Here is a 23756-nt window from a genome sequence, read left to right as displayed (position 1 = left end):
CCATGACCGCCATTGCCCGCATCACCCTGTTAACACTGGTCCTGGGGTTGAGCGCCTGTGCGGTCCAGCAGCCGACGCCGCCCGAGACGCTGCCACCGATTCCGCCCGCGCAGCCCAGCACCAAGCCGGCGCCGCCCAGTACCCCGAGTAAACCCGCCACGCCAATCAAGCCGGCCAAGCCGCTGCCGCGCACTTCCGCGAGCTTCGCGCCGCCGCCGGGTGGCAACAGCCACTGGGATCCGCGCCTGGGCGTCTATGTGCTGGATAACCAGACCAACACTTTCTACCGCCAGCGCACCTACTACCGCTGGAACAACGGCTGGAGCCGTTCCATCAGCCCCGACGGGCCATGGGAAGAGACCGATATCCACGGTGTGCCGTCGGGCCTGGGGCGCCAGTTCCAGTAAGCGGCTCCCAGTAAGCGGCGACCACTGAGCGGACCGCGGGCGAGTCCGGTTCAAGCGGTCGGTTGGATGGCCGATACCCCGGGGTGTTCCTGAGTATCGCCATCCGAGCGCCCGATGAAGAAAAGCCTGAACAAACCCTATTTCGCGCCCATGGCCTTCTGGCTCTGTGTTGTCGCTGTGTTGCTCGCCCTGCATGGCTTCACCGATGTCGAAGTGCCGCAGCTGATCTACTTCTCCCTGGCACCGGTGTATTTGCTGGTGCTGTTTATCTTCCTCTACTACTTCTTCTGCTGGAGCTTCATCTCGGTCTTTCCCCTGGGCGAGATCGGCTGGAAGCGCGTGGACTACGGCTGGCTGTTGCTGGCGTCGCTGGCGCTGATCGGCGAGACCCAGAGCGTCAGGACCGAATGGTTCCAGAGCGACTATCGGCTGGCCGAATTCCATGAAGCCTCGACCCAGAGGCGCCTCAAGGCCGAGATCGACGATCTGTTGGGCCCGGAGCATTGCCGTGCCGCCGCGACTCTCTATAGCGCCGCCGATGCCGCGCAGGTGAGCGAGCTCTGTCAGCGTTTTGCCACGTTAGAGAGAACGGCGCAGGGGCGGCTGGCGGCGCTCTCGATGGGGACGGTGGTCCAGGCGCTGGATGAGCTTCGCGCCCGGTATTCGGCGCCGCCTGTATTGGCGTGGCTCGGCCGCCTCGATGAAACCCTGGGCGACCAGCGCAAGGCCCGGGGCGAGGTTTCCAGGCTGTATGAGCTGACCCGCGTCACCAACGCCGAGACCGTTTATCGCTACTTCGTTCCGGTATTGCTGGTGTTCGCCCTGGCCCTGCGCGCCTCGAAGGTCACCGGTGAGGTGCTGCTCAAGGCCCCGCGCAAACGCAAGGTATGGATGATCATCAACCGGCGCATGGTGATCGATGGCCTGGGGTTTGTCCGCGGCGCCCGCAGCCGCTTCGACGAAGCGCTGCGCAACTGGCGCGTGGCGAAGTGGGACGTGGTGCACCTGGCCTGTCCGTTCCTGCCTGAAGTCAGTGCCGTCGATGCCCAGGTCGCCGTGGTGCCCGGCTTTTACGAAAACGAGTTCCAGCTGGCGGCTATCGACACCTTCGAGCAGTGCGGGTTTGTCGAGTGGGCGGCTGCCCAATCGATCGAAACCTTGTATCTGGTGGGCGAAACCGACTCTGCGCTGATCGAACGGGTCCAACGCTGGGGCGAGGCGGCCAAGGTCGAAGTGCTGGTACGTGGGCGAATCTGACGTCACTCAACCTTGAGTGGCATCCGTGCGGGCCAGCAGCTGCTGGACAAACTCGACGAAGGCCCGGGCCTTGGCGCTGGTCAGCCGCCCGGTAGGGAACACCGCCCATAGCTCCTGGCGGGGCAGCGTCCAGTCCGACATCACTTCGCGCACCGCGCCACTGGCCAGCTCGGAGGCGAACATCCATTGCGAGGCCATAGTCAGCCCCTGGTGGGCCAGCACCGACTCGCGCAGCCCCTCCGCGGCGCTGACGCGAATCCGCCCGCGGACCGTCACCGATTGCTGTTCGTCGCCCCGTTCGAAGCGCCAGTGGGCACCACCGCCGAGGCTGTAGACGATCGCCTGGTGCTTGCTCAGGTCGGCGGGGCAGGCGGGTTCGCCGTGGCGGGCGAAGTAGTCCGGGGTGGCCAATACCACGCGCCGGCATTCGCCGATCCGCCGTGCGGTCAGCCCGGAGTCGCTCAAGGGGCCCATGCGCAGGGCGACGTCGATGCCGGCCTCCACCAGATTGATATTGCGGTCATCCAGCACCACGTCGATGTCGAGCTCGGGGTGGCGTTCGAGAAAGCTCCCCAGGTGCGGCACGATGTGCAGGCGGGCGAAGGTCACCGCGGCGCAGACTCGCAGCGTACCGCGCAGCCCCGTACTGGCACCGCGCGCCGCGAGATCGGCTTCGTCGGCCTCTTCGAGGGCCCGCCTGGCGCGCTCGAAAAACGCCATGCCGGCCTCGGTGGGCGTCAGGCCGCGGGTCGACCGCAGCAACAGCCGCACCGCCAGCCGCGCCTCCAGCTGGGCGATGGTTTTCGACACGGCCGGCTGGCCGATATCCAGAAGCCGGGCGGCGGCGGAAAAGGACCCGCTTTCCACCACATGAACGAAGGTTTGCATGGCTGCCAGCCGGTCCATTGGGACTCCTTGTGTGTGAGCGATCGAGCAGGGTCTGGAGCGTTGCCTTGTCCTCCGGTTTTGCGACTGGGGGAATGCATCAGGCCGTGATAGGCAGCGCCTTCTGCGAGGTGCCCAGGAAACGCAGCAGGGCCAGCAGCGGCAAGGCGCTGCCGACGCCGACTATGCCCAGCCAGCCGGCGTGTTCGTACACCGCGCTGGCAATCGACGAGCCGACCGCGCCGCCGATGAAGATGCTGGTCATGTACAGCGCGTTCAGGCGGCCGCGGCTATGGGCATCCAGCGCGTAGACCGCGCGCTGGCCGAGGACCATGTTCATCTGCACGCAGAAATCCAGGACCACGCCGGTCACCGCCAGGCCGATGACGCTGTAGGCCGGGTGGACAAAGGCCGGCAGGAAGCTCAAGGCGGCGAACAGCATGGCCAGCAAGGAGGCGACGCGGGTGTGGCCGGCATCCGCCAGGCGTCCGCTGATGGGCGCGGCGATGGCGCCGATGGCTCCGACCAGGGCGAACAGGGCGATCTGGCTTTGCGACAGGCCGTGGTTGCGCGCCAGCTCCAGCGGCGCCGCGGTCCAGAACAGGCTGAAGGTGGCGAACATACAGGCCTGGTAAAACGCTCGCTGGCGCAGCACCGGTTGCTGGCGCAGCAGGGTGCCCAACGAACCCAGCAACTGGCCGTAGGTGGCGCTGTGGGCAGGCTGGCGCTTGGGCACGGTCAGCAGCAGGACCAGGCTGATGGCGGCCATCAGCACGGCGGCGGCGATAAACATCGCGCGCCAGCCGAACAGGTCGGCCACCACGCTGGACACCGGGCGTGCCAGCAGGATGCCCAACAGCAGGCCGCCCATGATGCCGCCGACCACCCGGCCACGGGATTCCTCCGGCGTCAGGTGGGCGGCCAGGGGAATCAGGATCTGTACCGACACCGAGCTGAAGCCGATCAGCAGCGAGACCAGCAGAAAGGCGTTGGGCTGCTCGGTGAACCCGGCGCACAGCAGGCTGGCGATGGCCACCAGGCTGGTGAGGATCATCAGCCGGCGGTTTTCCAGCAGGTCGCCCAGGGGCACCAGGAAGAACAGGCCCAGGGCGTAGCCGATCTGGGTCAGGGACACGATCAGGCTGGCCATGGTGCTGCTCAGGCCGATGTCCGGGGCGATCAGCTCGATGATCGGCTGGGCATAGTAGATGTTGGCGACTATGGCGCCGCAGCAGAAGGCGAACAGCAGCACCATGCCGCGGGTCATGGTCGTGGTGGCGGCGGGCAGACCCTGGGTCGTGGAAGTCATGGCGATTCTCGTTGCAGCGAAAAGGATGCGGGCGAGGCTAAGGGGCTGGCCCGTGACGCGGTAGAAGCTGACGAGCGATAGCATTCATGCCCGGGAGGAATAAATGCCTGGCGGGGCCGGCCGAGAGCGGCAGACGACGACCGGGATCGCGTTGCGATGATACATTTACTTACATTCAGTTCCATAACTCGCTCATTGTTCCGTGGACGCTGGAGGGCTTTCGTTTAGACCTCTGTGCCACCTTTCATCACAGGAAGCCCGTCCCATGAATCTGTGTCTTCGCCGCCTGCTCGGCGGCGCCCAAGCGATCACCCTCGGCGCACTGCTGCTGGCCGGCCCGGCCCAGGCCCAGGACGCGCCGGGCATGCGCATCGGCGTGCGCGGGGAAATCACCAGCATCGCCGGCGACGCGGTGCGGGTGCACGTCAACAGCGGCGAGAACGTCACCATCAACCTCACGCCGCAGACCCAGGTCCGCGCCGTGACCCTGGCCAATATCGAGGACATCAAGCCCGGCAGCTACATAGGTTCGGCCGCCGTGCCGCAGGCCGATGGCAGCCTCAAGGCGCTGGAGGTCCATGTGTTTCCACCGCAGATGGCCGGCACCGGCGACGGCCATCGGCCTTTCGATCTGGTCAAGGGCAGCAGCATGACCAATGGCCGCGTCGGCGACCTGGTGGTGAGCAACGGCCGGACCCTGACCGTCAACTACAAGGGCGGCCAGCAGACGATCCTGGTGCCGGACGACGTGCCCATCGTCAACCTGGTGCCGGGCGACCGCAGCCTGCTCAAGGCCGGGGTCAAGGTGGTGATGTTCGTCTCGCAGAGCGCGGACGGCACGCTCACCGCGCAATCGATCTCCGCCGGCAAGGATGGGGTGACGCCGCCGATGTAGCTGGCTGGCGGTTACGTTGCCAGGTGTTTCAACGACCTGGTTTCGGATGGCCTTGTGCAGGGGCTTGGTTTAGGGTTTGCGGTCGTCTATCGCAGCGGAGGTCCCATGCACGCATCAGTCTACAATCCGCCCAGTGTCTTCAATTCCCTGCAGTACGGTTTCAGCCAGGCCGTGGAGGTGCGCGGTGGGCGGCGCCTGCTGCTGTCCGGCCAGGTGGGTGTCGACGCGCGCGAGGTCTGCGTCGGCCCGGGGCTGCGCGAGCAGACCGAGCAGAGCTTCGACAATATCGCTCGGGTCCTGGCGGCGGCGGGTGGCGACCTGAGCCACGTGGTCATGCTGCGGATCTACATCGCCGAAGCAGCCCGCGACCAGCAGGAACAGATCAGCCAGGTGCTGTTGCAGCGTTTCCCCCAGCAGCCGCCGGCGTCTTCGTGGATCATCGTCAGCGGCCTGTCCTTGCCCGAGTGGCTGATCGAGATCGAGATCGAGGCCGAGGCGATGTTGCCTGAGCTGCATCAGGCGGGGAAGGCGGTGCTGTTCGAAGCTGCCGCCGGGCTTTAGATTCCTGACCCGCAAAATACTGTAGCCGCTGTCGAAGGCTGCGATCGCACACAGCGTGTGCGCAAGATCTGACGATCGCTGAAGGCCTTCGGCCTTATCGCAGCCTGCGGCAGCGGCTACAGGTGTTGTTACTTACCGCCGTAGATCTGGTCGAAGACCCCGCCATCGTTGAAGTGGGTCTTCTGCACGGTACGCCAGTCGCCGAAGGTTTTTTCCACCGACAGGAAGTCGACTTTCGGGAAACGGTCGGTGTACTTGGCCAGGACTTTCGGGTCCCGTGGGCGCAGGTAGTTGTTGGCGGCGATTTCCTGGCCTTCCGGCGACCACAGGTACTTCAGGTATTCCTCGGCCGCGGCGCGCGAGCCTTTCTTGTCGACCACCTTGTCCACCACCGACACCGGCGGCTCGGCTTCGGCGGAGACGCTCGGGTAGATGACTTCGAACTGATCGCGGCCGAATTCGCGGGCGATCATTTCCGCTTCGTTCTCGAAGGTCACCAGCACGTCGCCGATCTGGTTGGTCATGAAGGTGGTGGTGGCGGCGCGACCGCCGGTGTCGAGCACCGGTGCCTGCTTGAACAGCTTGCCGACGAAATCCTTGGCCTTGTTCTCGTCGCCGCCGTTCTTCAGCACATAACCCCAGGCCGACAGGTAGGTGTAGCGGCCATTACCCGAGGTCTTCGGGTTCGGCACTATCACCTGTACGCCATCCTTGAGCAGGTCCGGCCAGTCTTTCAGGGCCTTGGGGTTGCCCTTGCGCACGATGAACACGGTGGCCGAGGTGAAGGGTGCGCTGTTGTTCGGCAGGCGGGTCACCCAGTTGTCCGGCACCAGCTTGCCGTTGTCCGCCAGGGCGTTGATGTCGGTGGCCATGTTCATGGTGATGACGTCGGCCGGTAGGCCGTCGATCACCGAGCGCGCCTGTTTGCTGGAGCCGCCGAAGGACATCTGCAGGGTGATGTTCTCGTTGTACTCGGCCTGCCAGTGCTTCTGGAAGGCGGTGTTGTAGTCCTTGTAGAAGTCTCGCATCACGTCGTAGGAAACGTTGAGCAGGGTCGGGGCGGCCTGGGCGACGCTGCCCAGTGCCAGGCCGGCGGCCAGGAGAGAGGCGCTAACGAGTTTTTTCACTGCACATTCCTTTTTGTTGAGAGTGAATTCGAGAGTGAAGGCATTTTGCCGCCGACTATAGCCGGGGCGGTATATCTCTTTAAAGATTAAAAGCTGCTTTGCTTATTCAGTTTTTCTGAACCACTTTCGGGAACAGCGCGTTGCCACACCGCGAGCAGAACGCGGCGCCGTGTTCATGGTTGTTTTTACTGCACACCGGGCAGTCGTGCTTGAGCTGTTCGCCGCGCATGGCATTGGCCAGTTCCGCGGTGAAGATCCCGGTGGGCACGGCGATGATCGAGTAACCGGTGATCATCACCATCGATGAAATCACCTGACCCAGCGGCGTCTTCGGCACGATGTCGCCAAAACCCACGGTGGTCAGGGTGACGATGGCCCAGTAGATGCCCTTGGGAATACTGGTGAACCCGTGCTCGGGTCCCTCGACCACATACATCAGGGTGCCGAACACCGTGACCAGGGTCGACACGCTGAGCAGGAACACGATGATTTTCTGCTTGCTGCCGCGCAGCGCCGACATCAGGTAGTTGGCCTGCTTGAGATACGGGCTGAGCTTGAGCACGCGGAAGATGCGCAGCATGCGGATCACCCGGATGATCAGCAGGTACTGGGCGTCGCTGTAATACAGGGCGAGGATCCCCGGCACGATGGCCAGCAGGTCCACCAGCCCGTAGAAACTGAAGGCGTAGCGCAACGGCTTGGGCGAGCAATACAGGCGCAGGCCGTATTCGATGGCGAAGATCAGGGTAAAACCCCATTCGATATAGGCCAGCACATTGGCGTAGTTCTGATGCACCTCGTCGATGCTGTCGAGGATCACGATCACCAGGCTGGCGAGGATGATCAGCAACAGGGTGCTGTCGAAGCGTCGACCGGCCACGGTGTCGGTCTGGAAAATCATGACGTAGAGACGCTCGCGCCAATGCCGGTTGTTGTCCGTGTTGCTGTCCATGTTGTTCGCCTGAATCGAAGGTCAGCGAAGCCTAGGGGGATTGGCCCCGGTAGCGCAAGGCGTGCTGTCCATGGCGGCCTGGCGCAGCACCCGCAGCGCGGCGCGGACCAGCCAGCAGGCGAGGATAAAGGGCGCGGTGAGAACGGGCAGGCCCAGCGCGGCGAAGCCCGGGGCGAGCAGCAGCGCCAGCAGCATGCCCGGCAGGGCCAGCCAGGATCGGCGGCGGTCCTGGCTCAGGGCCAGGGCGACCAGGGCACAGTTGTAGCCGCCAAGGCCCGACAGGGCATCGGCATGGTCCTGTTGCAGCAGGGCGAAGCCCAGGCCCGCCGCCGAACCGAACAGCGCCCAGGCGGCCGCCCGGCGATCAGCCAGCAGCAACCCCAGGGCGATCAACACCCCGGCCAGCGGATGCTCGAGGAACATCACCTGGCCGAGCCCCTGGATCAGTGCCTGCAGCAGCGCCAGCGCATCGGGCTCGACCCAGGGCGCGGCGGCACCCGCAGGCAGTGGCGCGGCCAGGCCCAGCAGCAACCAGCCGAGGCCGACGAAGGGCGCGGTGTAGGCCGGTAGGCAGTATGGGTCGCGGGCGCGTTTGAGCCATTGCCGGGTGAGGATCGCACTGAGGCCGCCGCAGGCGATGATCAGCGGTGGCAGCAGCACCGACCAGTCGAAGCGCAGGCTCAGGAGCAGGCCGAGCAAGACCCCGTTGTAGCTGAACAGCCCGGCTTGCCGGTCGGCCTTGGCATAGCCCCGGCGCTGCGCGGTGAGCAGCCCGGCCACGCCGCCCAGCAGCGCGCCACCGAGCAACGCGGGAGCGCTCAGGAGGATGGCCAGCATGCACAGCAGGCCGCACAGCGGATGGCGCTGGAGGAAGATCTGGCTGAAGCCGTTGAGCAGGGCGGTGGCCCAGTCGGGGCAGTGCGCGTTGAAGTGTTCTGAAGGCATGAAGATGGGCTCTTGTAGCCGCTGCCGAGCACAGCGAGGCTGCGATCGGGCGCGTAGCGGCCATCAATCAGGCAATGCCGTGTTCCACAGGCAAGTCCAGTGCTCGGGCCTGGCGAAGACTGCGTTTTCGAGCGCAGCCTCGCAGGCTCGGCAGCGGCTACAGGCTCAGATCAGGGTTTCGATGCGCAGCGAGTTGGTCGAGCCCGGCTGGCCGAACGGCACGCCGGCGGTGATCAACAGCGTGTCGCCACGTTGGGCCATGCCTTGCGCCTGGGCGATTTCCAGGGCGGTGGAGCAGACCTCGTCGACCTGGCGCAGGCGGTCGTTGACCACCGAGTGCACGCCCCAGGCCACTGTCAGGCGGCGCGCGGTGGACAGGTTCGGCGTCAGGTTGAGGATCGGCACCGCCGGCCGCTCCCGGGCCGCGCGCAGGCTGGAGCTGCCGGACTCGCTGTAGTTCACCAGCACCGCCACCGGCAGGATGCTGCTGATACGGCGGATCGCGCAGCTGATGGCATCGGACACCGTGGCTTCGGCCTGGGGTCGGCTGACGTCGAGCTGGGCCTGGTAGTCGGGGCCGCTTTCCACCTGGCGGATGATCTTGCTCATCATCTGCACCGCTTCCAGCGGGTATTCGCCGGAGGCGGTTTCCGCCGAGAGCATCACCGCGTCGGCGCCTTCGGCCACCGCGTTGGCCACGTCCGTGACCTCGGCCCGGGTCGGGGCAGGGGAGAAGCGCATGGATTCGAGCATCTGCGTGGCCACCACCACCGGTTTACCCAGCTGGCGGCAGGTGCCGATGATGTTCTTCTGGATCTGCGGCACGCTTTCGGCCGGCACTTCGACGCCCAGGTCGCCACGGGCCACCATGATCGCGTCGCTCAGTTCGGCGATCTCGCGCAGTTGGGTGACCGCCGAGGGTTTCTCGATCTTGGCCATCAGGAACGCCTTGTCGCCGATCAGCGCGCGGGCTTCGCGAATGTCCTCGGGGCGCTGCACGAACGACAGGGCGACCCAGTCCACCCCCAGCTCCAGGCCGAACTCCAGGTCGCGGCGATCCTTGGCGGTCAGCGGGCTGAGGTCGAGCACCGCCTGCGGGACGTTGACGCCTTTGCGGTCCGACAGCTCGCCGCCGTTGAGCACCGTGGTGTCGATGGCGTCGGCGTGTTTGGCGATGACCCGCAGGCGCAGCTTGCCATCGTCCAGCAGCAGGTCCATGCCCGGCTCCAGGGCTTTGAGGATTTCCGGGTGGGGCAGGTTGACCCGGCGCTGGTCGCCCGGGGTGCTATCCAGGTCCAGGCGCAGGGCCTGGCCACGGTGCAGCTGGACCTTGCCTTCGGCGAACGTGCCGACCCGCAGTTTCGGGCCTTGCAGGTCCATGAGGATGCCCAGCGGGTAGTTCAGCTGCTTTTCGACTTCGCGGATCCACTGGTAACGCTGGGCGTGATCGGCGTGGTCACCGTGGCTGAAATTGAGGCGAAAGATATTCACCCCGGCCTGCACCAGCTCGCGGATATCGTCGATGCCGTCGATGGCCGGGCCGAGGGTGGCGAGGATTTTGACCTTTTTGTCAGGCGTCATGTTGGGGGCTCTCGAGGATCAGGATAGCGCGGAAGTCGTTGACGTTGGTGCGGGTTGGTTCGGTGACGATCAACCCGTCCAGGGCCGCGAAGTAGCCATAGCCGTTGTTGTTGTCCAGCTCGTCGCTGGCACTCAGGCCCAGGGCGGCGGCGCGGGCATGGCTGTCCGGGGCCATGATGGCGCCGGCGTTGTCTTCGGAGCCGTCGATGCCGTCGGTGTCGCCGGCCAGGGCGTAGACGCCGGGCAGGCCCTTGAGGCTGTCGGTGAGGCTCAGGAGGAACTCGGCATTGCGCCCGCCGCGGCCATTGCCGCGCACGGTGACCGTGGTTTCACCGCCGGAGAGGATCACGCAAGGCGCCGCCAGCGGCTGGCCATGCAGCACCACCTGGCGGGCGATGCCGGCGTGGACCTTGGCCACCTCGCGGGCCTCGCCTTCCAGGTCGCCGAGGATCAGCGGGCTGAAACCGGCCTGGCGGGCTTTCACCGCGGCGGCCTCCAGCGACTGCTGCGGCCGGGCGATCAGCTGGAAGTGACTGCGGGCCAGGTTCGGGTCGCCGGGCTTGACGGTTTCCGACTCCGGGCTTTGCAGCCAGGTGCGCACCGCCGCCGGTACTTCGATGGCATACCGCTTGAGGATCGCCAGGGCCTCGGCCGAGGTGCTGGGGTCGGCCACGGTGGGGCCGGAAGCGATGACCGTGGCCAGGTCGCCCGGTACATCGGAAATCGCGTAGGTGTAGACGGTGGCCGGCCAGCAGGCCTTGGCCAGGCGGCCGCCCTTGATCGCCGAGAGGTGTTTGCGCACGCAGTTCATCTCGCCGATGGTGGCGCCGGACTTGAGCAGGGCCTTGTTGATCGACTGCTTGTCCGCCAGGCTGATGCCCGCGGCGGGCAGGGCCAGCAGCGCGGAACCGCCGCCGGACAGGAGGAAGATCACCCGGTCCTGTTCCGACAGGTCGCTGACCAGCTCCAGCACGCGCTTGGCCACGGCCAGGCCGGCGGCATCGGGCACCGGATGGGCGGCTTCGACCACTTCGATTTTTTCGCAGGGGGCGCCGTGGCCGTAGCGGGTGACGACCAGCCCGCTGACTTCACCCAACCAGCAGCGTTCGACCACCTGGGCCATGGCCGCGGCGGCCTTGCCGGCACCGATGACGATCACCCGGCCGCTGCGGTCGCTGGGCAAATGGGCTTCGAGGACGTGCTGCGGGTGGGCGGCGTCGATGGCTGTGGCGAACAGCTCACGGAGGAATTGTTGCGGATCGACCGACATGGCGGGCTCCCGGATTTCTTGTTATTCGAGGTGTGGCTGTAACGCAACCTGTAGCCGCTGCCGCAGGCTGCGATAAGGTTCGAAGAACCTTCCTGCGATGTGCAAGTGCACGCCTGCTGCGCAGGCGAGCGCAGCCTTCGGCAGCGGCTACAGGGGATTTCCTGGCGTTCTCTTACTGGTCGCGGATCGAGAAGTTGGCCATGTGTTCCAGGCCCTTGATCAGCGCCGAGTGGTCCCAGTTGCTGCCGCCGATGGCCGCGCAGGTGCTGAACACTTGCTGGGCGTTGGCGGTGTTGGGCAGGTTGATGTTCAGCTCCTTGGCGCCTTGCAGGGCCAGGTTCAGGTCCTTCTGGTGCAGGCTGATACGGAAGCCCGGGTCGAAGGTGCCCTTGATCATGCGCTCGCCGTGCACCTCGAGGATCTTCGAGGAAGCGAAGCCGCCCATCAGCGCCTCGCGCACCTTGGCCGGATCGGCGCCGTTTTTCGCGGCGAACAGCAGGGCCTCGGCCACCGCCTGGATATTTAGGGCGACGATGATCTGGTTCGCCACCTTGGCGGTCTGGCCGTCGCCCTTGCCGCCGACCAGGGTGATGTTCTTGCCCATGGCCTGGAACAGCGGCAGGGCGCGCTCGAAGGCCTGGCTGTCGCCGCCGACCATGATGCTCAGGGTCGCCGCCTTGGCGCCGACTTCACCGCCGGACACCGGGGCGTCCAGGTACTGCGCGCCTTTCTCGTTGATCCTGGCGGCGAAGGCCTTGGTCGCGGTCGGCGAGATCGAACTCATGTCGATCACCACCTTGCCCGGGCCGACGCCCGCCGCCACGCCGTCGGCGCGAAACAGCACGTCGTCGACCTGCGGGGTATCCGGGACCATGACGATGATGAATTCGGCTTCCTGGGCCACTTCCCTGGGGCTGGCCAGGGCGACCGCGCCGGCGGCGACCAGGTCGGCCGGGGCCGCGTCGTGGTGCTGGGACAGGAACAGACTGTGACCGGCTTTCTGCAGGTTGGAGGCCATTGGGTGGCCCATGATGCCGGTGCCGATGAATCCGATTTTAGCCATGAGAAAATCCTCTCTTGTTATTGCTCTATAAGGTGCGGGGTACCAAGACCTCCGTCTCGCGGGCAAGCCTCGCTCCTACAGGAATGCAGGCTCTTGTAGGCGCGAGCGGGCGGCGATCCGGCTTGCCCGCGATAAACGATGACGCGCTGCTCGATCAGATTGCGTTGTGGCTCTTGAGCCAGCCCAGGCCCGCTTCGGTGGTGGTCAGCGGCTTGTATTCGCAGCCGACCCAGCCCTGGTAGCCGATCTTGTCCAGGTGCCCGAACAGGAAGCGGTAGTTGATCTCGCCGGTCCCCGGTTCGTGACGCCCCGGGTTGTCCGCCAGCTGGACATGGTTGATCGCGTCCAGGTGGCCGGACAGGGTTCGGGCCAGATCGCCCTCCATGATTTGCATGTGGTAGATGTCGTATTGCAGGTACAGGTTGCTGCTGCCGACCTGCTCGCGAATCGACAGGGCCTGGGCCGTGTTGTTCAGGTAGAAGCCCGGGATGTCGCGGGTGTTGATCGCTTCCATCACCAGCTTGATGCCCGCGGCCTGGAGTTTTTCGGCGGCGTACTTGAGGTTGGCGACGAAGGTCTTTTCCACCGTGGCATCGTCGAAACCTTGCGGACGAATGCCGGCCAGGCAGTTGATCTGGGTGTTGCCCAGCACCTGGGCGTAGGCGATGGCCAGGTCGACCCCGGCGCGGAACTCTTCGACCCGGTCCGGCAGGCAGGCGATACCGCGCTCGCCTTTCCCCCAATCGCCCGCAGGCAGGTTGAACAGCACTTGGGTCAGGCCGTGGGCGTCGAGTTGCGCCTTGATCTCGGCGGAGCTGAATTCGTAGGGGAACAGGTATTCGACACCACTGAAGCCAGCCTCGGCGGCGGCCTTGAAGCGGGCGAGGAAGTCCTGTTCGGTGAACAGCATGGACAGGTTGGCGGCAAAACGCGGCATGGTGGTCTCCTGTGAAAAGGGGGCTCTGTAGCCGCTGCCGCAGGCTGCGACAAGGCCGAAGGCCTTCGACGATCCTGAGATCTTGCGCATCCCGCGGATGCGATCGCAGCCTGCGGCAGCGGCTACAGAGGGGGTCAGTCGAGCAGGGAAATCGCGGTCGGGGCGTCGTTGCCGACCAGCGCCAGGTCTTCGAATTCGTTGACCGCGTTGATCTCGGTGCCCATGGAGATGTTGGTGACACGCTCCAGGATGATCTCGACGATCACCGGCACCTTGAACTGCTGGAGCATTTCCTGGGCCTGGCGCAGGGCCGGCTGGATGCCCGACGGCTCGAATACCCGCAGCGCCTTGCAGCCCAGGCCCTCGGCGACCGCGACGTGGTCCACACCGTAGCCGTTGAGTTCCGGGGCGTTGAGGTTGTCGAAGGACAGCTGCACGCAGTAGTCCATGTCGAAACCGCGCTGTGCCTGGCGGATCAGGCCCAGGTAGGAGTTGTTCACCACCACGTGGATGTACGGCAGCTTGAACTGCGCGCCCACGGCCAGCTCTTCGATCATGAACTGGAAGTCGTAGTCGCCGGACAGCGCCACTACTTTGCGCGATGGATCGGCCTTGACCACCCCCAGCGCCGCCGGAATGGTCCAGCCCAGCGGGCCGGCCTGGCCGCAGTTGATCCAGTGGCGTGGCTTGTACACGTGCAGGAACTGTGCGCCGGCAATCTGCGACAGGCCGATGGTGCTGACGTAGCAGGTGTCCTTGCCGAACACCTGGTTCATCTCTTCATACACGCGCTGCGGCTTGACCGGCACGTTGTCGAAGTGGGTCTTGCGTTGCAGGCTCGACTTGCGTTGTTGGCAATCCTGCAGCCAGGCATTGCGGTTCTTCAGCTTGCCGGCGGCCTGCCATTCGCGAGCGACTTCGATGAACACGGTCAGCGCCGAACTGGCGTCGGAGACGATACCCAGGTCCGGGGTGAACACCCGGCCGATCTGGGTCGGCTCGATGTCCACGTGGATGAATTTGCGGCCCTCGGTGTAGACGTCCACCGAACCGGTGTGGCGGTTGGCCCAGCGGTTGCCGATACCCAGGACCAGGTCCGACTTGAGCAGGGTGGCGTTGCCGTAGCGGTGGGAGGTCTGCAGGCCGACCATGCCGACCATCTGCGGGTGATCGTCGGGAATGCTGCCCCAGCCCATCAGGGTCGGGATGACCGGGATGCCGGTCAGTTCGGCGAACTCCACCAGCAGTTCGCTGGCATCGGCATTGATGATGCCGCCGCCGGCGACCAGCAACGGACGCTCGGCCTGATCCAGCAGGGCCAGGGCCTTTTCGACCTGGACCCGGGTCGCCGACGGCAAGGCCAGTGGCAGCGGCTGGTAGGCGTCGATGTCGAATTCGATCTCGGCCATCTGCACGTCGAACGGCAGGTCGATCAGCACCGGGCCGGGGCGGCCGGAGCGCATTTCATAAAAGGCTTTCTGGAAGGCGTAGGGCACCTGGCCCGGTTCCAGGACGGTGGTCGCCCATTTGGTCACCGGCTTGACGATGCTGGTGATGTCGACGGCCTGGAAGTCTTCCTTGTGCAGGCGGGCACGCGGGGCCTGGCCGGTGATGCAGAGAATCGGGATCGAGTCGGCCGAGGCGCTGTACAGGCCAGTGACCATGTCGGTGCCGGCAGGGCCGGAAGTACCGATACACACGCCGATGTTGCCGGCCTTGGTGCGGGTGTAACCCTCGGCCATGTGCGAGGCGCCTTCGACGTGGCGAGCGAGGACGTGATCGATGCCGCCGACCTTTTGCAGGGCGGAGTACAGCGGGTTGATGGCTGCACCCGGGATGCCAAAAGCGGTATCGACCCCTTCACGGCGCATCACCAGAACGGCGGCTTCGATTGCTCTCATTTTGCTCATGGTTTTGTGCCTCTTACGTTTTGTAATTGTATACAAGTGGCTTTGCGCAGAGTGTATTCACGGCGAGCGTCGCAGGTCAATCCATTTTCTCTAGCGCTGGGGTGCGTTCGTCCGGTGCCGGTAAACAGGCAGCTTTTCGTCGGAAGCAGGGATTTGCGAAGATTATTGTATACAAAAACAAAGTTTGTTGTGTTCTATTTGTTGTATCGATCTTCTTATCGGAACACCCAGATTTTTCCCAATAACAAAATAAGGACGGCACCCATGAGCGCTTTAACCTTGAACGTTGCAGTCAGCCTGGCCGGCAAGGCCCTGGCCTTCGGCCGCGAGATCAGCGCGGCACCCTTGACCATCGCGGTACTCGACGCCGGCGGGCATCTGGTGACCTTGCAGCGCGAAGACGGGGCTAGCCTGCTGCGGCCACAGATCGCTATCGGCAAGGCCTGGGGCGCGATCGCCCTGGGCAAGGGCTCGCGCCTGCTGGCGCTGGATGCGCAGCAGCGGCCGGCGTTCATTGCCGCGCTCAACAGCCTGGGGCAGGGCAGCGTGGTGCCGGCACCGGGTGGGGTGTTGATTCGTGATCAGCAGGGGGTGGTGGTGGGGGCGATCGGCATCAGCGGCGACACCTCGGACATTGACGAGCAATGCGCGATCAGCGCCATCGAGGCGCAGGGCTTACTGGCGGATGCGGGCGTGAGCGCATGATCTGTAGCCGTGTAGCCGTGTAGCCGCTGCCGCAGGCTGCGATAAGGCCGAAGGCCTTCAGCGATCTTCAGATCTTGCGCACACGTTGTGTGCGATCGCAGCCTGCGGCAGCGGCTACAGGAGCTGGCTTACTTGTCTGCTTCGCAGCCCTTGAGCACCAGGCGGATGATGGTCTGGGCGGCGGCTTCGTAATCGGACTCGTCCAGCTTGGCCTTGCCGGTCACCACCGAGATCTGCCAGTCGAAGTCGGCATAGGTCTGGGTCGCGGCCCAGATGCTGAACATCAGGTGGTGCGGGTCGATGGGGGCGATCTGGCCACGATCGATCCAGGTCTGGATGCAATCGATATTGTGCTTGGCCTGGGCGTTGAGCTGCTCGACCTGGTCCGGGCTCAGGTGCGGAGCGCCGTGCATGATCTCGCTGGCGAATACTTTGGAGGCGAAGGGCAGGTCGCGGGAGATGCGGATCTTCGAGCGGATGTAGCCGCTCAGCACTTCACTGGGCACGCCGTCGGCGTTGAACGGGGTCGAAGCCTGGAGGATCGGCTCGATGATGCTTTCCAGGACCTCGCGGTAGAGGTTTTCCTTGGATTTGAAGTAGTAGTAGACGTTGGGTTTGGGCAATCCTGCCTTGGCCGCGATATCGCTGGTTTTGGTCGCAGCGAAGCCTTTGTCGGCAAACTCTTCACTGGCGGCACGCAGGATCAGTTCTTTGTTGCGCTCGCGGATGGTGCTCATAAACCAGGTGATTCCTTGCCTGTTCGGGCGGTTGCGCATGGTAGCACCGGCCTTGCGCGAGGCTCAAGAATGCCCCGCCAGACCCCGTGGCGCGCTATGCTTCGCAACATTTATGACCTCAAGGAACCCTGATCCATGGCCGGAAGCAGTTTGCTGGTGCTGATCGACGATATTGCCGCGGTACTCGATGACGTGGCGCTGATGACCAAGATGGCGGCGAAGAAGACCGCCGGGGTGCTGGGGGACGACCTCGCGCTCAATGCCCAGCAGGTCTCCGGGGTACGCGCCGAGCGCGAATTGCCGGTGGTCTGGGCGGTGGCCAAGGGCTCGTTCCTGAACAAGCTGATCCTGGTGCCCGCGGCGCTGGCCATCAGCGCGTTCGCACCCTGGCTGGTGACGCCGTTGCTGATGCTCGGCGGCGCCTACCTGTGCTTCGAGGGCTTTGAAAAGCTCGCCCACACATTTCTCCACAGCAAGGCCGAGGATCAGGCCGAGCACCAGCAACTGATCGAGGCCGTGGCGGACCCGGCCACCGATCTGGTGGCCTTCGAGAAGACCAAGATCAAGGGCGCGATCCGCACCGACTTCATTCTCTCGGCCGAGATCATCGCCATTACCCTGGGCACCGTCGCCGACGCGCCGTTGATGCAGCAGGTGGTGGTGCTTTCGGGCATCGCCATCGTCATGACTGTCGGTGTGTATGGCCTGGTGGGCGGCATCGTCAAGCTCGACGACCTTGGCCTGTGGCTGACGCAGAAGCCGGGCCAGGTGGCGAAAAACATCGGTGGCGCGATCCTGCGCGCGGCGCCCTACATGATGAAAAGCCTCTCGGTGATCGGCACCGCGGCCATGTTCATGGTCGGCGGCGGCATCCTGACCCATGGCGTGCCGGCGGTGCATCACTGGATCGAGACTGTCACCGCGCACACGGCCGAGGCGGTTGGCGGGTTTTCGCTGATCATGCCGACGCTGCTCAATGCCGTGGCCGGCATCATCGCCGGTGCTGCGGTACTGGTCGTGGTGTCGCTGGGCGGCAAGCTGTGGCGCGCGGCCAGGGCCTGATCCGCTGATGCCCCTCGCCACGGCGGCGAGGGGCAGGCGCGAGGGGTGTCAGGCGGGGAGCAGTTGCGCGACCGCCAGGCCGATCTTGATGATCGCCTGTTCGATCTTGCGGTTGGGCGTACCGGCAAAGTTCAGCCTGAGGCAATTGCGGTACTTGCCGGCCGCGGAAAAGATATTGCCGTTGGCGATCTGGATGTCCTCGGCTTCCAGCAGCCGGTTCAGGGTGTAGGTGTCGAACTCGTCCGGCAGCTCCACCCACAAGGTGAAGCCGCCCTGGGGTTTGCTGACCCGGGTGCCTTCCGGCAGATAGCGGCTGACCCACTCGGTCATCAGGTCGCGATGGCGCTGGTACTGTTTGCGCATCCGCCGCAGGTGCGGCAGGTAGTGACCCTTGGCAATGAACTCGGCCACCGCCAGCTGCGGCTGGGTCGCGGTGGTGCCGGAGCCGACGTATTTCATGTGCAGCACTTGCGGCAGGTAACGCCCCGGGGCGATCCAGCCGATCCTCAGTCCTGGCGCCAGGGTTTTCGAGAACGAACTGCACAGCAGCACGCGCCCGTCGTCATCGAATGACTTCAGGGTGCGCGGCCGCGGGTAGCGGAACGCCAGGTCGCCATAGATATCGTCTTCGATGATCGGCACGTCGTAGCGCTGGGCCAGGCGGATCATCGCGCGCTTGCGGTCGTCCGGCATGATGTAGCCCAGCGGGTTGTTGCAATTGGGCGTGAGCTGGATGGCCTTGATCGGCCATTGTTCCAGGGCCATTTCCATGGCCTCCAGGCTGATGCCGGTGACCGGGTCGGTGGGAATCTCCAGGGCCTTGAGGCCGGCGGCCTTGAGCAGCTGGATGATGCCGTGGAAGCAGGGGGAGGCGATGGCCACGATGTCGCCGGGTTCGCACAGGGCGCGGATGGCGATGGACAGGGCTTCCTGGCAGCCGCTGGTGACGACGATTTCCGCGGGCGTCAGGCGGCAACCGGAGTCGACGCCGAGGCGGGCAATCTGCTCGCGCAGGCTCAGTACACCTTGCAGGTGGTTGTATTGCAGGCTAGGGCTGTCGCTGCGCCGGCTGATCCGCGCCAGGGCGGTCAGCAGCGGCTTGAGGGTCGGCGCAGTGGTGTCGGGCATGCCGCAACCCAGTTGAATGGCATTGGCGTTCTGCTCCTGGCGCATCAGTTCCTGCACCAGGTCCCACTGGGAAATATCCACAGGCCGCAACGACGGCCGTCCCATCTTCGGCAGCTCCGGCAAGCGCCGGCCGGCCGGGACGAAATAGCCCGACTTGGGCTTGGGGATAGCCAGTCCCGAGCTTTCCAGAACCCGATAGGCCTGTTGCACGGTGGTGAGGCTGACGCCGTGCTCGAGGCTCAGGGCTCGCACCGAAGGCAGACGCTCCCCCGGCCCGTATAACCCCTGCTCAATGCGGCTGCTGATGTATTCGGCGAGATTCAGGTATCGAGTCATGCGGGGGACTGTAGCGACTCATCTGTCGTATAAAAAGTTACAGATTTCACTTTTTTTGAAAATTTTTCAGGGCGAAAAGGCAATCTGTACTGAGAAAAATCATCCGTCGTGTACCTATAAGACAGTGGTTGCCTTTGGGAAGATGGCCCGCATCGCGCTGTACTGGTTGTTCTTAAATACAGTTGCGGCGCAATTCAGAGTCCCCCCGGGCAACGTGTAACGGGCTTCCCCCTCAGGCTACTTTAGACGATGACTTCTCAAGGAAGAGCAGGGTAATGACGGCAAGGATCAAACTGACTCCGCAGATGGCTGAGTACGAGCAGAAATTCACCGACGGTGGTGAGGTTCGCTGGCTTCCTTATTTGATGTATTTCCATCCTACCGACCACCGTTCGGAGGTGGTCAATACAGATGCCTCGGGCTTCCGCTATTCGGAGTTGCTGGGCATACAGTATTCGGTGGCCAACAGCCGCCACGCCAAGAGCGTGCGGGTGCTGGCCGGTAGCTCGACCGTGTTTGGCATCGGTGCCAGCTCGGATGCCTGGACGCTGCCTTCGCGCCTGGCCGAGAACGATCCGGACAGCAAACCCTGGATCAACTTCGGCGGACGCAGCTTCAACTCGACCCAGGAACTGACGCTTTTCACCCTTTATCGTCATTTGCTGCCCAAGGTCGACGAGATCGTGCTGTTTTCCGGGTTCAACAACCTGGGGCTGGCCCGCCAGCCACGCAGCAGCCGTGGCGAACACGGTGCTTTCTTCAACTGCAATCAGTTCTTCGACGCCATGCGTCCGGAGACTCAGGCCCCCAAGCGCGGCATGTTCCGCGCCTTGCTCGGCAAGGAACAGGAAGAGCCGGCGCCCGAGCCGCCACCGACCATGGAAGAGCAGATCGACTACGCCGCCGACCTGACCCTGCGTCACCTGGATACCTGGCGCGCACTGGCGGCCGACATGGGCGCCAAGCTGACCTTCATTCTGCAGCCGCTGGCCGGCTGGGTCCGGGAAAAGGGTTGCGACGAGGAAGAACAGCTGTTCGCCGAGCTGGATCGCGCCGGCAGTTTCAGCGAGGTCTATGGCGACATCCTGCAACCCAGCGTCTGCGAGGCCTATGCCGCCCGCCTGCGCGAGGGCGCACAGAAGATGGGCGTGCGTTTCGTGAACATTACACCGCTGCTGTCCGAGGCCCTGCGGCCTGAACAGTGGTTGTTCGTCGACCGTATTCATTTCACCGACCAGGGGAACGATTTCGTCTCGAAAATCATCCTCGATGTTCTTTAAAGGAGTCTGCCATGAGTTACATCAAGAGCTTGTTCCAACGCCTGTTCGGCAAGAAGAAAAAGAAGAAGCCGGATTCGTCGATCTACCCGATGTTCTGATCTCGACACCCGACGTCATTGCTTGCCGATGACTGAGGGCCGGCAATGGATTGCCTCGGTCTCCAACCTGGAAGGGAAGTAAACAGTATGTGGCGCCAGTTTTATCGATCAGTCAGCAATCCCGAGAGCTTTCTGGGGGATGTCAGTATTCGGCGCCTGATGGGCCTGGCCGCACCGTGTGAAGCCGGTGCGGGTGGCCTGGCCGGGTTGCGGGTACAGATCGAGCACTGGCGTGACGAGCAGGCCCGGGCTTACCGCGAACTGGCCAGCCAGGCCGCGGAGCTGGGCAACCAACGGGAATTCGCCGAGGCGCTGCTGGCGCACTCGGCGCCACTGGCCTCGGTATTGGGCTGCTGGTTGCAAGGCATGAGCGCCCCCGGGGTCTTCGAGGACAGCGCGCAGCTCAAGCTCATGGAGTTGCTGGCCCACGACGTGGGCGTCGGGCGGCCCCTGGCATCGCGCGCCGATCACTTCAAGTCGCTGTTGGTACAGTCGGGGCTGACCGCCTATGCGGTTTCGCCGTTCGAACTTTCCACGCTTCCCGACCTGCCTGACGAACTGTTCGAATTACCCGCATTGCTGCAAGCGGTCAGCCGCCGCAGCGATGCTTTTGGCGACACCCTGTGCGGCATCGATTATGCCTGGCGTGCCCTGGGGCTGAGCCCATGGTGGTCCGTGCTGGACGTCCGCCGGCTCGACCTGAACCAGCTGGATGAAAGCGCGGGCGACAGTTCGGCGCTGGAAATCTCCCAGTGGGTCTGCGAGCAGGTCGCCAGCCAGGGCAGCCTGCGCCGCCTGCAACTGGAGGCGGGCGCCCAATGGTTGTTCGCGGCCCTGAAAACCTTCAACGAACGATTGCTGGCGCACTGTCGGGCCGCGGTATCGCCCGAGCGCCTGATGGGCAAGATGATCCAGCGCATGGCCCGGGCCGGCGCGGTCTATCACCAGGATTACAAGATGGAAGGCCGCAGCCTGGCGCAGTGGCTGCGTGAGGCCCAGGTCGACCCCGTGCCGCTGCTGGAAATGCTTTCGCGCAGCCGCCTGATCGTGCCGGGCAATGCCGAGAAGAGCCTGCTGGTCAATACACTGGTCGCGCCGAACGGGCGCATGTTCCGGATTTTCAGCGAGGCCGACCTGAGCGTCATCCGCAAGTGGATCGATGGCCTGTCCGGCCCGATCCAGCGCGCGGAAGTTGCCGAAGCACCAGCGCCAACCCCTTGCAATGCGGTGGTTCGGCAGGTGCTGGGCGAGGATATTCAAGAGCAGGGCCAGTGGCCCAAGAGCTTGCGCGAGGCCTATTTCGTCTTGCAGGGCAGGGCGCTGGCGCCGCGCACCCAGGCTTTTGCCCAGGCTTATGTGACCCGTTGGCTGGAACAGTCGCGGCGCTCGCTGCAAAGCTCCGAACGCACTTTGCCTGAAGCCTGGAATGTTGGCGTCTTGCGCGAATGGTTGCTGGACAAGCACGACCGCCACGGCCAGGAGTTCGAAGAAAGCGACCCGGCGGCCATGCCGTCGCGCGAAGAAATCGTCGACTCCACCCTGCAACTGGCACCGCTGACCCTGATCGACGGCGCCTGGCTCCAGGGTTTCACCGACCTGACGCTGGCCTCGTCCCATGTCGGTTACGCGCTGTTCCAGACCTATTGGGATGAGCTGGGTAACGGCTCCTATGCGTTGAACCATCCGAAAATCTACCGCGACGGCCTGCGCCAGATGGGCCTGGAGCTGGCGCCCACCGGTGCCCGCGAGTTCGCCGAGGATGAGCGGCTGCGCGAGGCGTCGTTCCGCTTGCCGGTCTACTGGCTGTGCCTGGGCAAGTTGCCGGTGACCTTCATGCCGGAAATCCTCGGCATGAACCTGGCGATGGAGCTGTCGGGGGTGGGCGGCAGCTATCGCTCGGCCCGGCGCTTCCTCAGGCACTACGGCTTCAGCACCGCGTTCGTCGACCTGCACAACACCATCGATAACGTCTCCACCGGGCATTCGGCCTGGGCGGTGGACGCCATCGACGCCTACATGCGCCAGGTCGCCGCCTCGAAACCGGCGGAACTGGCAGAACACTGGCAGCGGGTCCGCGTCGGCTACGAGTCCCTGGCACCGCAGCCGGACCGCCTGACGTCCTGGTTGCGGCGCCTGGGTATCGGCTCCGCGGGCGCGGTGCTGCCCCGGAGCAAGACGCGGGGCGAGGACCAGGCGCTGTTCCATCACGAACCTATTGTCCCTGCCGCGCCGCTGGGCGTAACGGCCTGAACATCAAGGAGTATCCATGTCTCTGGTCAATGTGCACAACGAGTGGGATCCGCTGGAAGAAATGATCGTCGGCGTCGCCCAGGGCGCACAGGTGCCGCGACCTGATCGCGGGCTGTTCGCCCTGGACTACAGCGAGCAGCACGATTACATCGAGGAGATTCCATCCGGCCCCTATCCGCAGCAGGTCATCGAGGAGGCCAGCGAGGACCTGGACGCCTTTGCCGCCTTCCTGCGTTCCCACGGGGTCATAGTGCGGCGCCCGGACATCACTGATCATCGAGCGGTATTCGGCACCCCAGCCTGGAAAACCGACGGCGAATATAACTATTGCCCGCGGGATGTGCTGCTGCCCATCGGCCAGACCATCATCGAGGCGCCGATGGCGTTGCGCAGCCGTTACCTGGAGCCGTTCGCCTATCGTCGCCACCTGGCCGAATACTTTGCCAGCGGCTCCAACTGGATCTCTGCGCCCAAGCCGCAACTGCTGGACAGCACCTACCGGATCAACCCCAAGGACGGCTCGATCATTGCCAATGACGAGCCGATCTTCGACGCCGCCAACGTGATCCGCATCGGCGAGGACATCCTCTATCTGGTTTCCCGCAGCGGCAACGAACTAGGCTGCCAGTGGTTGCAGCGGGTGCTGGGCGAGCGTTACCGGGTGCACCCGGTGAGCGGCGTGTACGACGGCACGCACCTGGATACCACCATCACCGTGGTCCGCCCGGGGCTGGTGGTGCTGTGTCCGGAGCGGATCCGCAAGGACCAGGTGCCGGCGCTGTTCAAGAACTGGGACATCATCTGGGCGCCGGAAATGGTCGACACCGGCTATTGCTGGTCCTACCCGCGCGCATCGATCTGGCAGGGCATGAACTTCATCATGGTCAACCCGGCGCTGGCGGTGATCAACGACCAGCAGGTGCCGCTGATTCGCGCCCTGGAAAAGCACGGTATCGATGTGGCGCCGCTGAAAATGCGCCATGCCCGCAGCCTCAGTGGCGGCTTCCATTGCGTGTCGGTCGACATTCGTCGCCGCGGCACCCTTGAAGACTATCGTTGAG

Annotated in this window: 21 protein-coding genes; 9 read left to right on the top strand and 12 right to left on the bottom strand. The window is 64.5% G+C overall.

All coding sequences use genetic code 11. The annotated features are described in order from the left end of the window. Positions 1-2 precede the first annotated feature (2 nt). The gene (locus CRO75_RS03350; protein WP_085530170.1) at positions 3-407 is read left to right on the top strand and encodes a hypothetical protein; all 405 of its coding nucleotides are present in this window, start codon (positions 3-5) and stop codon (positions 405-407) included. A gap of 114 nt (positions 408-521) precedes the next feature. Then, on the top strand, positions 522-1664 hold the full coding sequence (locus tag CRO75_RS03345) for a hypothetical protein (RefSeq protein ID WP_097134440.1): 1143 nt from the start codon (positions 522-524) through the stop codon (positions 1662-1664). Between the two features lie 6 nt (positions 1665-1670). On the opposite strand, the gene CRO75_RS03340 is transcribed toward CRO75_RS03345, so the two are convergent. Beyond that, the gene (locus CRO75_RS03340) at positions 1671-2570 is read right to left on the bottom strand and encodes a LysR family transcriptional regulator (RefSeq protein ID WP_097134439.1); all 900 of its coding nucleotides are present in this window, start codon (positions 2568-2570) and stop codon (positions 1671-1673) included. Positions 2571-2649: 79 nt separating this feature from the next. After that, positions 2650-3858, bottom strand: a complete 1209-nt coding sequence (locus tag CRO75_RS03335) for an MFS transporter (protein WP_097134438.1) — start codon at positions 3856-3858, stop codon at positions 2650-2652. A gap of 265 nt (positions 3859-4123) precedes the next feature. Here CRO75_RS03335 and CRO75_RS03330 point away from each other — a divergent pair, with 265 nt between their 5' ends. Both CRO75_RS03330 and CRO75_RS03325 read left to right on the top strand, forming a co-directional pair. Next, positions 4124-4753: a DUF5666 domain-containing protein gene (locus tag CRO75_RS03330; RefSeq protein WP_023968338.1), complete on the top strand. Its 630-nt coding sequence runs from the start codon at positions 4124-4126 to the stop codon at positions 4751-4753. Between the two features lie 105 nt (positions 4754-4858). Then, complete coding sequence (locus CRO75_RS03325) at positions 4859-5314, top strand: Rid family hydrolase (RefSeq protein ID WP_097134437.1); 456 nt, start codon at positions 4859-4861, stop codon at positions 5312-5314. A 128-nt stretch (positions 5315-5442) separates the two neighbouring features. Here the strand turns inward: CRO75_RS03325 and CRO75_RS03320 are convergent, their stop codons facing one another. From CRO75_RS03320 to gcl, 8 genes are all read right to left on the bottom strand, one after another. Next, positions 5443-6441, bottom strand: coding sequence for a sulfate ABC transporter substrate-binding protein (locus CRO75_RS03320; protein ID WP_097134436.1), 999 nt, complete (start codon positions 6439-6441; stop codon positions 5443-5445). Positions 6442-6547: 106 nt separating this feature from the next. Continuing rightward, complete coding sequence (locus tag CRO75_RS03315) at positions 6548-7393, bottom strand: ion transporter (RefSeq protein WP_097134435.1); 846 nt, start codon at positions 7391-7393, stop codon at positions 6548-6550. A 21-nt stretch (positions 7394-7414) separates the two neighbouring features. Then, complete coding sequence (locus tag CRO75_RS03310) at positions 7415-8338, bottom strand: urea transporter (protein WP_097134434.1); 924 nt, start codon at positions 8336-8338, stop codon at positions 7415-7417. A gap of 165 nt (positions 8339-8503) precedes the next feature. Beyond that, the gene (pyk, locus tag CRO75_RS03305) at positions 8504-9919 is read right to left on the bottom strand and encodes a pyruvate kinase (protein WP_097134433.1); all 1416 of its coding nucleotides are present in this window, start codon (positions 9917-9919) and stop codon (positions 8504-8506) included. Then, on the bottom strand, positions 9909-11189 hold the full coding sequence (locus CRO75_RS03300) for a glycerate kinase (protein WP_097134432.1): 1281 nt from the start codon (positions 11187-11189) through the stop codon (positions 9909-9911). The genes pyk and CRO75_RS03300 overlap by 11 nt, the downstream gene beginning before the upstream one ends. 172 nt (positions 11190-11361) lie before the next feature. Continuing rightward, complete coding sequence (locus CRO75_RS03295) at positions 11362-12252, bottom strand: 2-hydroxy-3-oxopropionate reductase (RefSeq protein WP_097134431.1); 891 nt, start codon at positions 12250-12252, stop codon at positions 11362-11364. A gap of 154 nt (positions 12253-12406) precedes the next feature. Then, the gene (gene hyi, locus CRO75_RS03290) at positions 12407-13189 is read right to left on the bottom strand and encodes a hydroxypyruvate isomerase (protein ID WP_097134430.1); all 783 of its coding nucleotides are present in this window, start codon (positions 13187-13189) and stop codon (positions 12407-12409) included. Between the two features lie 134 nt (positions 13190-13323). Further along, complete coding sequence (gcl, locus tag CRO75_RS03285; RefSeq protein WP_085530183.1) at positions 13324-15099, bottom strand: glyoxylate carboligase; 1776 nt, start codon at positions 15097-15099, stop codon at positions 13324-13326. Between the two features lie 264 nt (positions 15100-15363). Between gcl and CRO75_RS03280 the strand changes: the two genes are divergently transcribed. Beyond that, positions 15364-15804, top strand: a complete 441-nt coding sequence (locus tag CRO75_RS03280) for a heme-binding protein (RefSeq protein ID WP_097134429.1) — start codon at positions 15364-15366, stop codon at positions 15802-15804. A gap of 128 nt (positions 15805-15932) precedes the next feature. Here the strand turns inward: CRO75_RS03280 and CRO75_RS03275 are convergent, their stop codons facing one another. Next, on the bottom strand, positions 15933-16541 hold the full coding sequence (locus CRO75_RS03275) for a TetR/AcrR family transcriptional regulator (protein WP_009042776.1): 609 nt from the start codon (positions 16539-16541) through the stop codon (positions 15933-15935). A gap of 135 nt (positions 16542-16676) precedes the next feature. Between CRO75_RS03275 and CRO75_RS03270 the strand changes: the two genes are divergently transcribed. Next, positions 16677-17603, top strand: coding sequence for a DUF808 domain-containing protein (locus tag CRO75_RS03270; protein ID WP_097134428.1), 927 nt, complete (start codon positions 16677-16679; stop codon positions 17601-17603). A gap of 48 nt (positions 17604-17651) precedes the next feature. Here the strand turns inward: CRO75_RS03270 and CRO75_RS03265 are convergent, their stop codons facing one another. Continuing rightward, complete coding sequence (locus tag CRO75_RS03265) at positions 17652-19067, bottom strand: PLP-dependent aminotransferase family protein (RefSeq protein WP_097134427.1); 1416 nt, start codon at positions 19065-19067, stop codon at positions 17652-17654. Between the two features lie 275 nt (positions 19068-19342). Between CRO75_RS03265 and CRO75_RS03255 the strand changes: the two genes are divergently transcribed. The 3 genes from CRO75_RS03255 (at position 19343) to CRO75_RS03245 (ending at position 23755) form a co-directional block, all read left to right on the top strand. Beyond that, entirely contained in the window at positions 19343-20347 is a 1005-nt protein-coding gene (locus CRO75_RS03255; protein ID WP_097134425.1) for an inducer of phenazine A, read from the top strand. Between the two features lie 185 nt (positions 20348-20532). Further along, positions 20533-22695 carry an iron-containing redox enzyme family protein gene (locus tag CRO75_RS03250; protein ID WP_097134424.1) on the top strand — a complete coding sequence of 721 codons (2163 nt, stop codon included), beginning with the start codon at positions 20533-20535 and terminating at the stop codon, positions 22693-22695. Positions 22696-22711: 16 nt separating this feature from the next. Then, complete coding sequence (locus CRO75_RS03245) at positions 22712-23755, top strand: inosamine-phosphate amidinotransferase 1 (protein WP_097134423.1); 1044 nt, start codon at positions 22712-22714, stop codon at positions 23753-23755. The last annotated feature ends 1 nt before the right edge of the window (position 23756 follow it).

This window comes from Pseudomonas sp. LAMO17WK12:I10 (genome assembly GCF_900215185.1).
Taxonomy (GTDB): domain Bacteria; phylum Pseudomonadota; class Gammaproteobacteria; order Pseudomonadales; family Pseudomonadaceae; genus Aquipseudomonas; species Aquipseudomonas chlororaphis.
The sequence above is the reverse complement of the archived record's forward strand: the minus strand, read 5'-3'. Positions and strand labels throughout refer to the sequence as shown.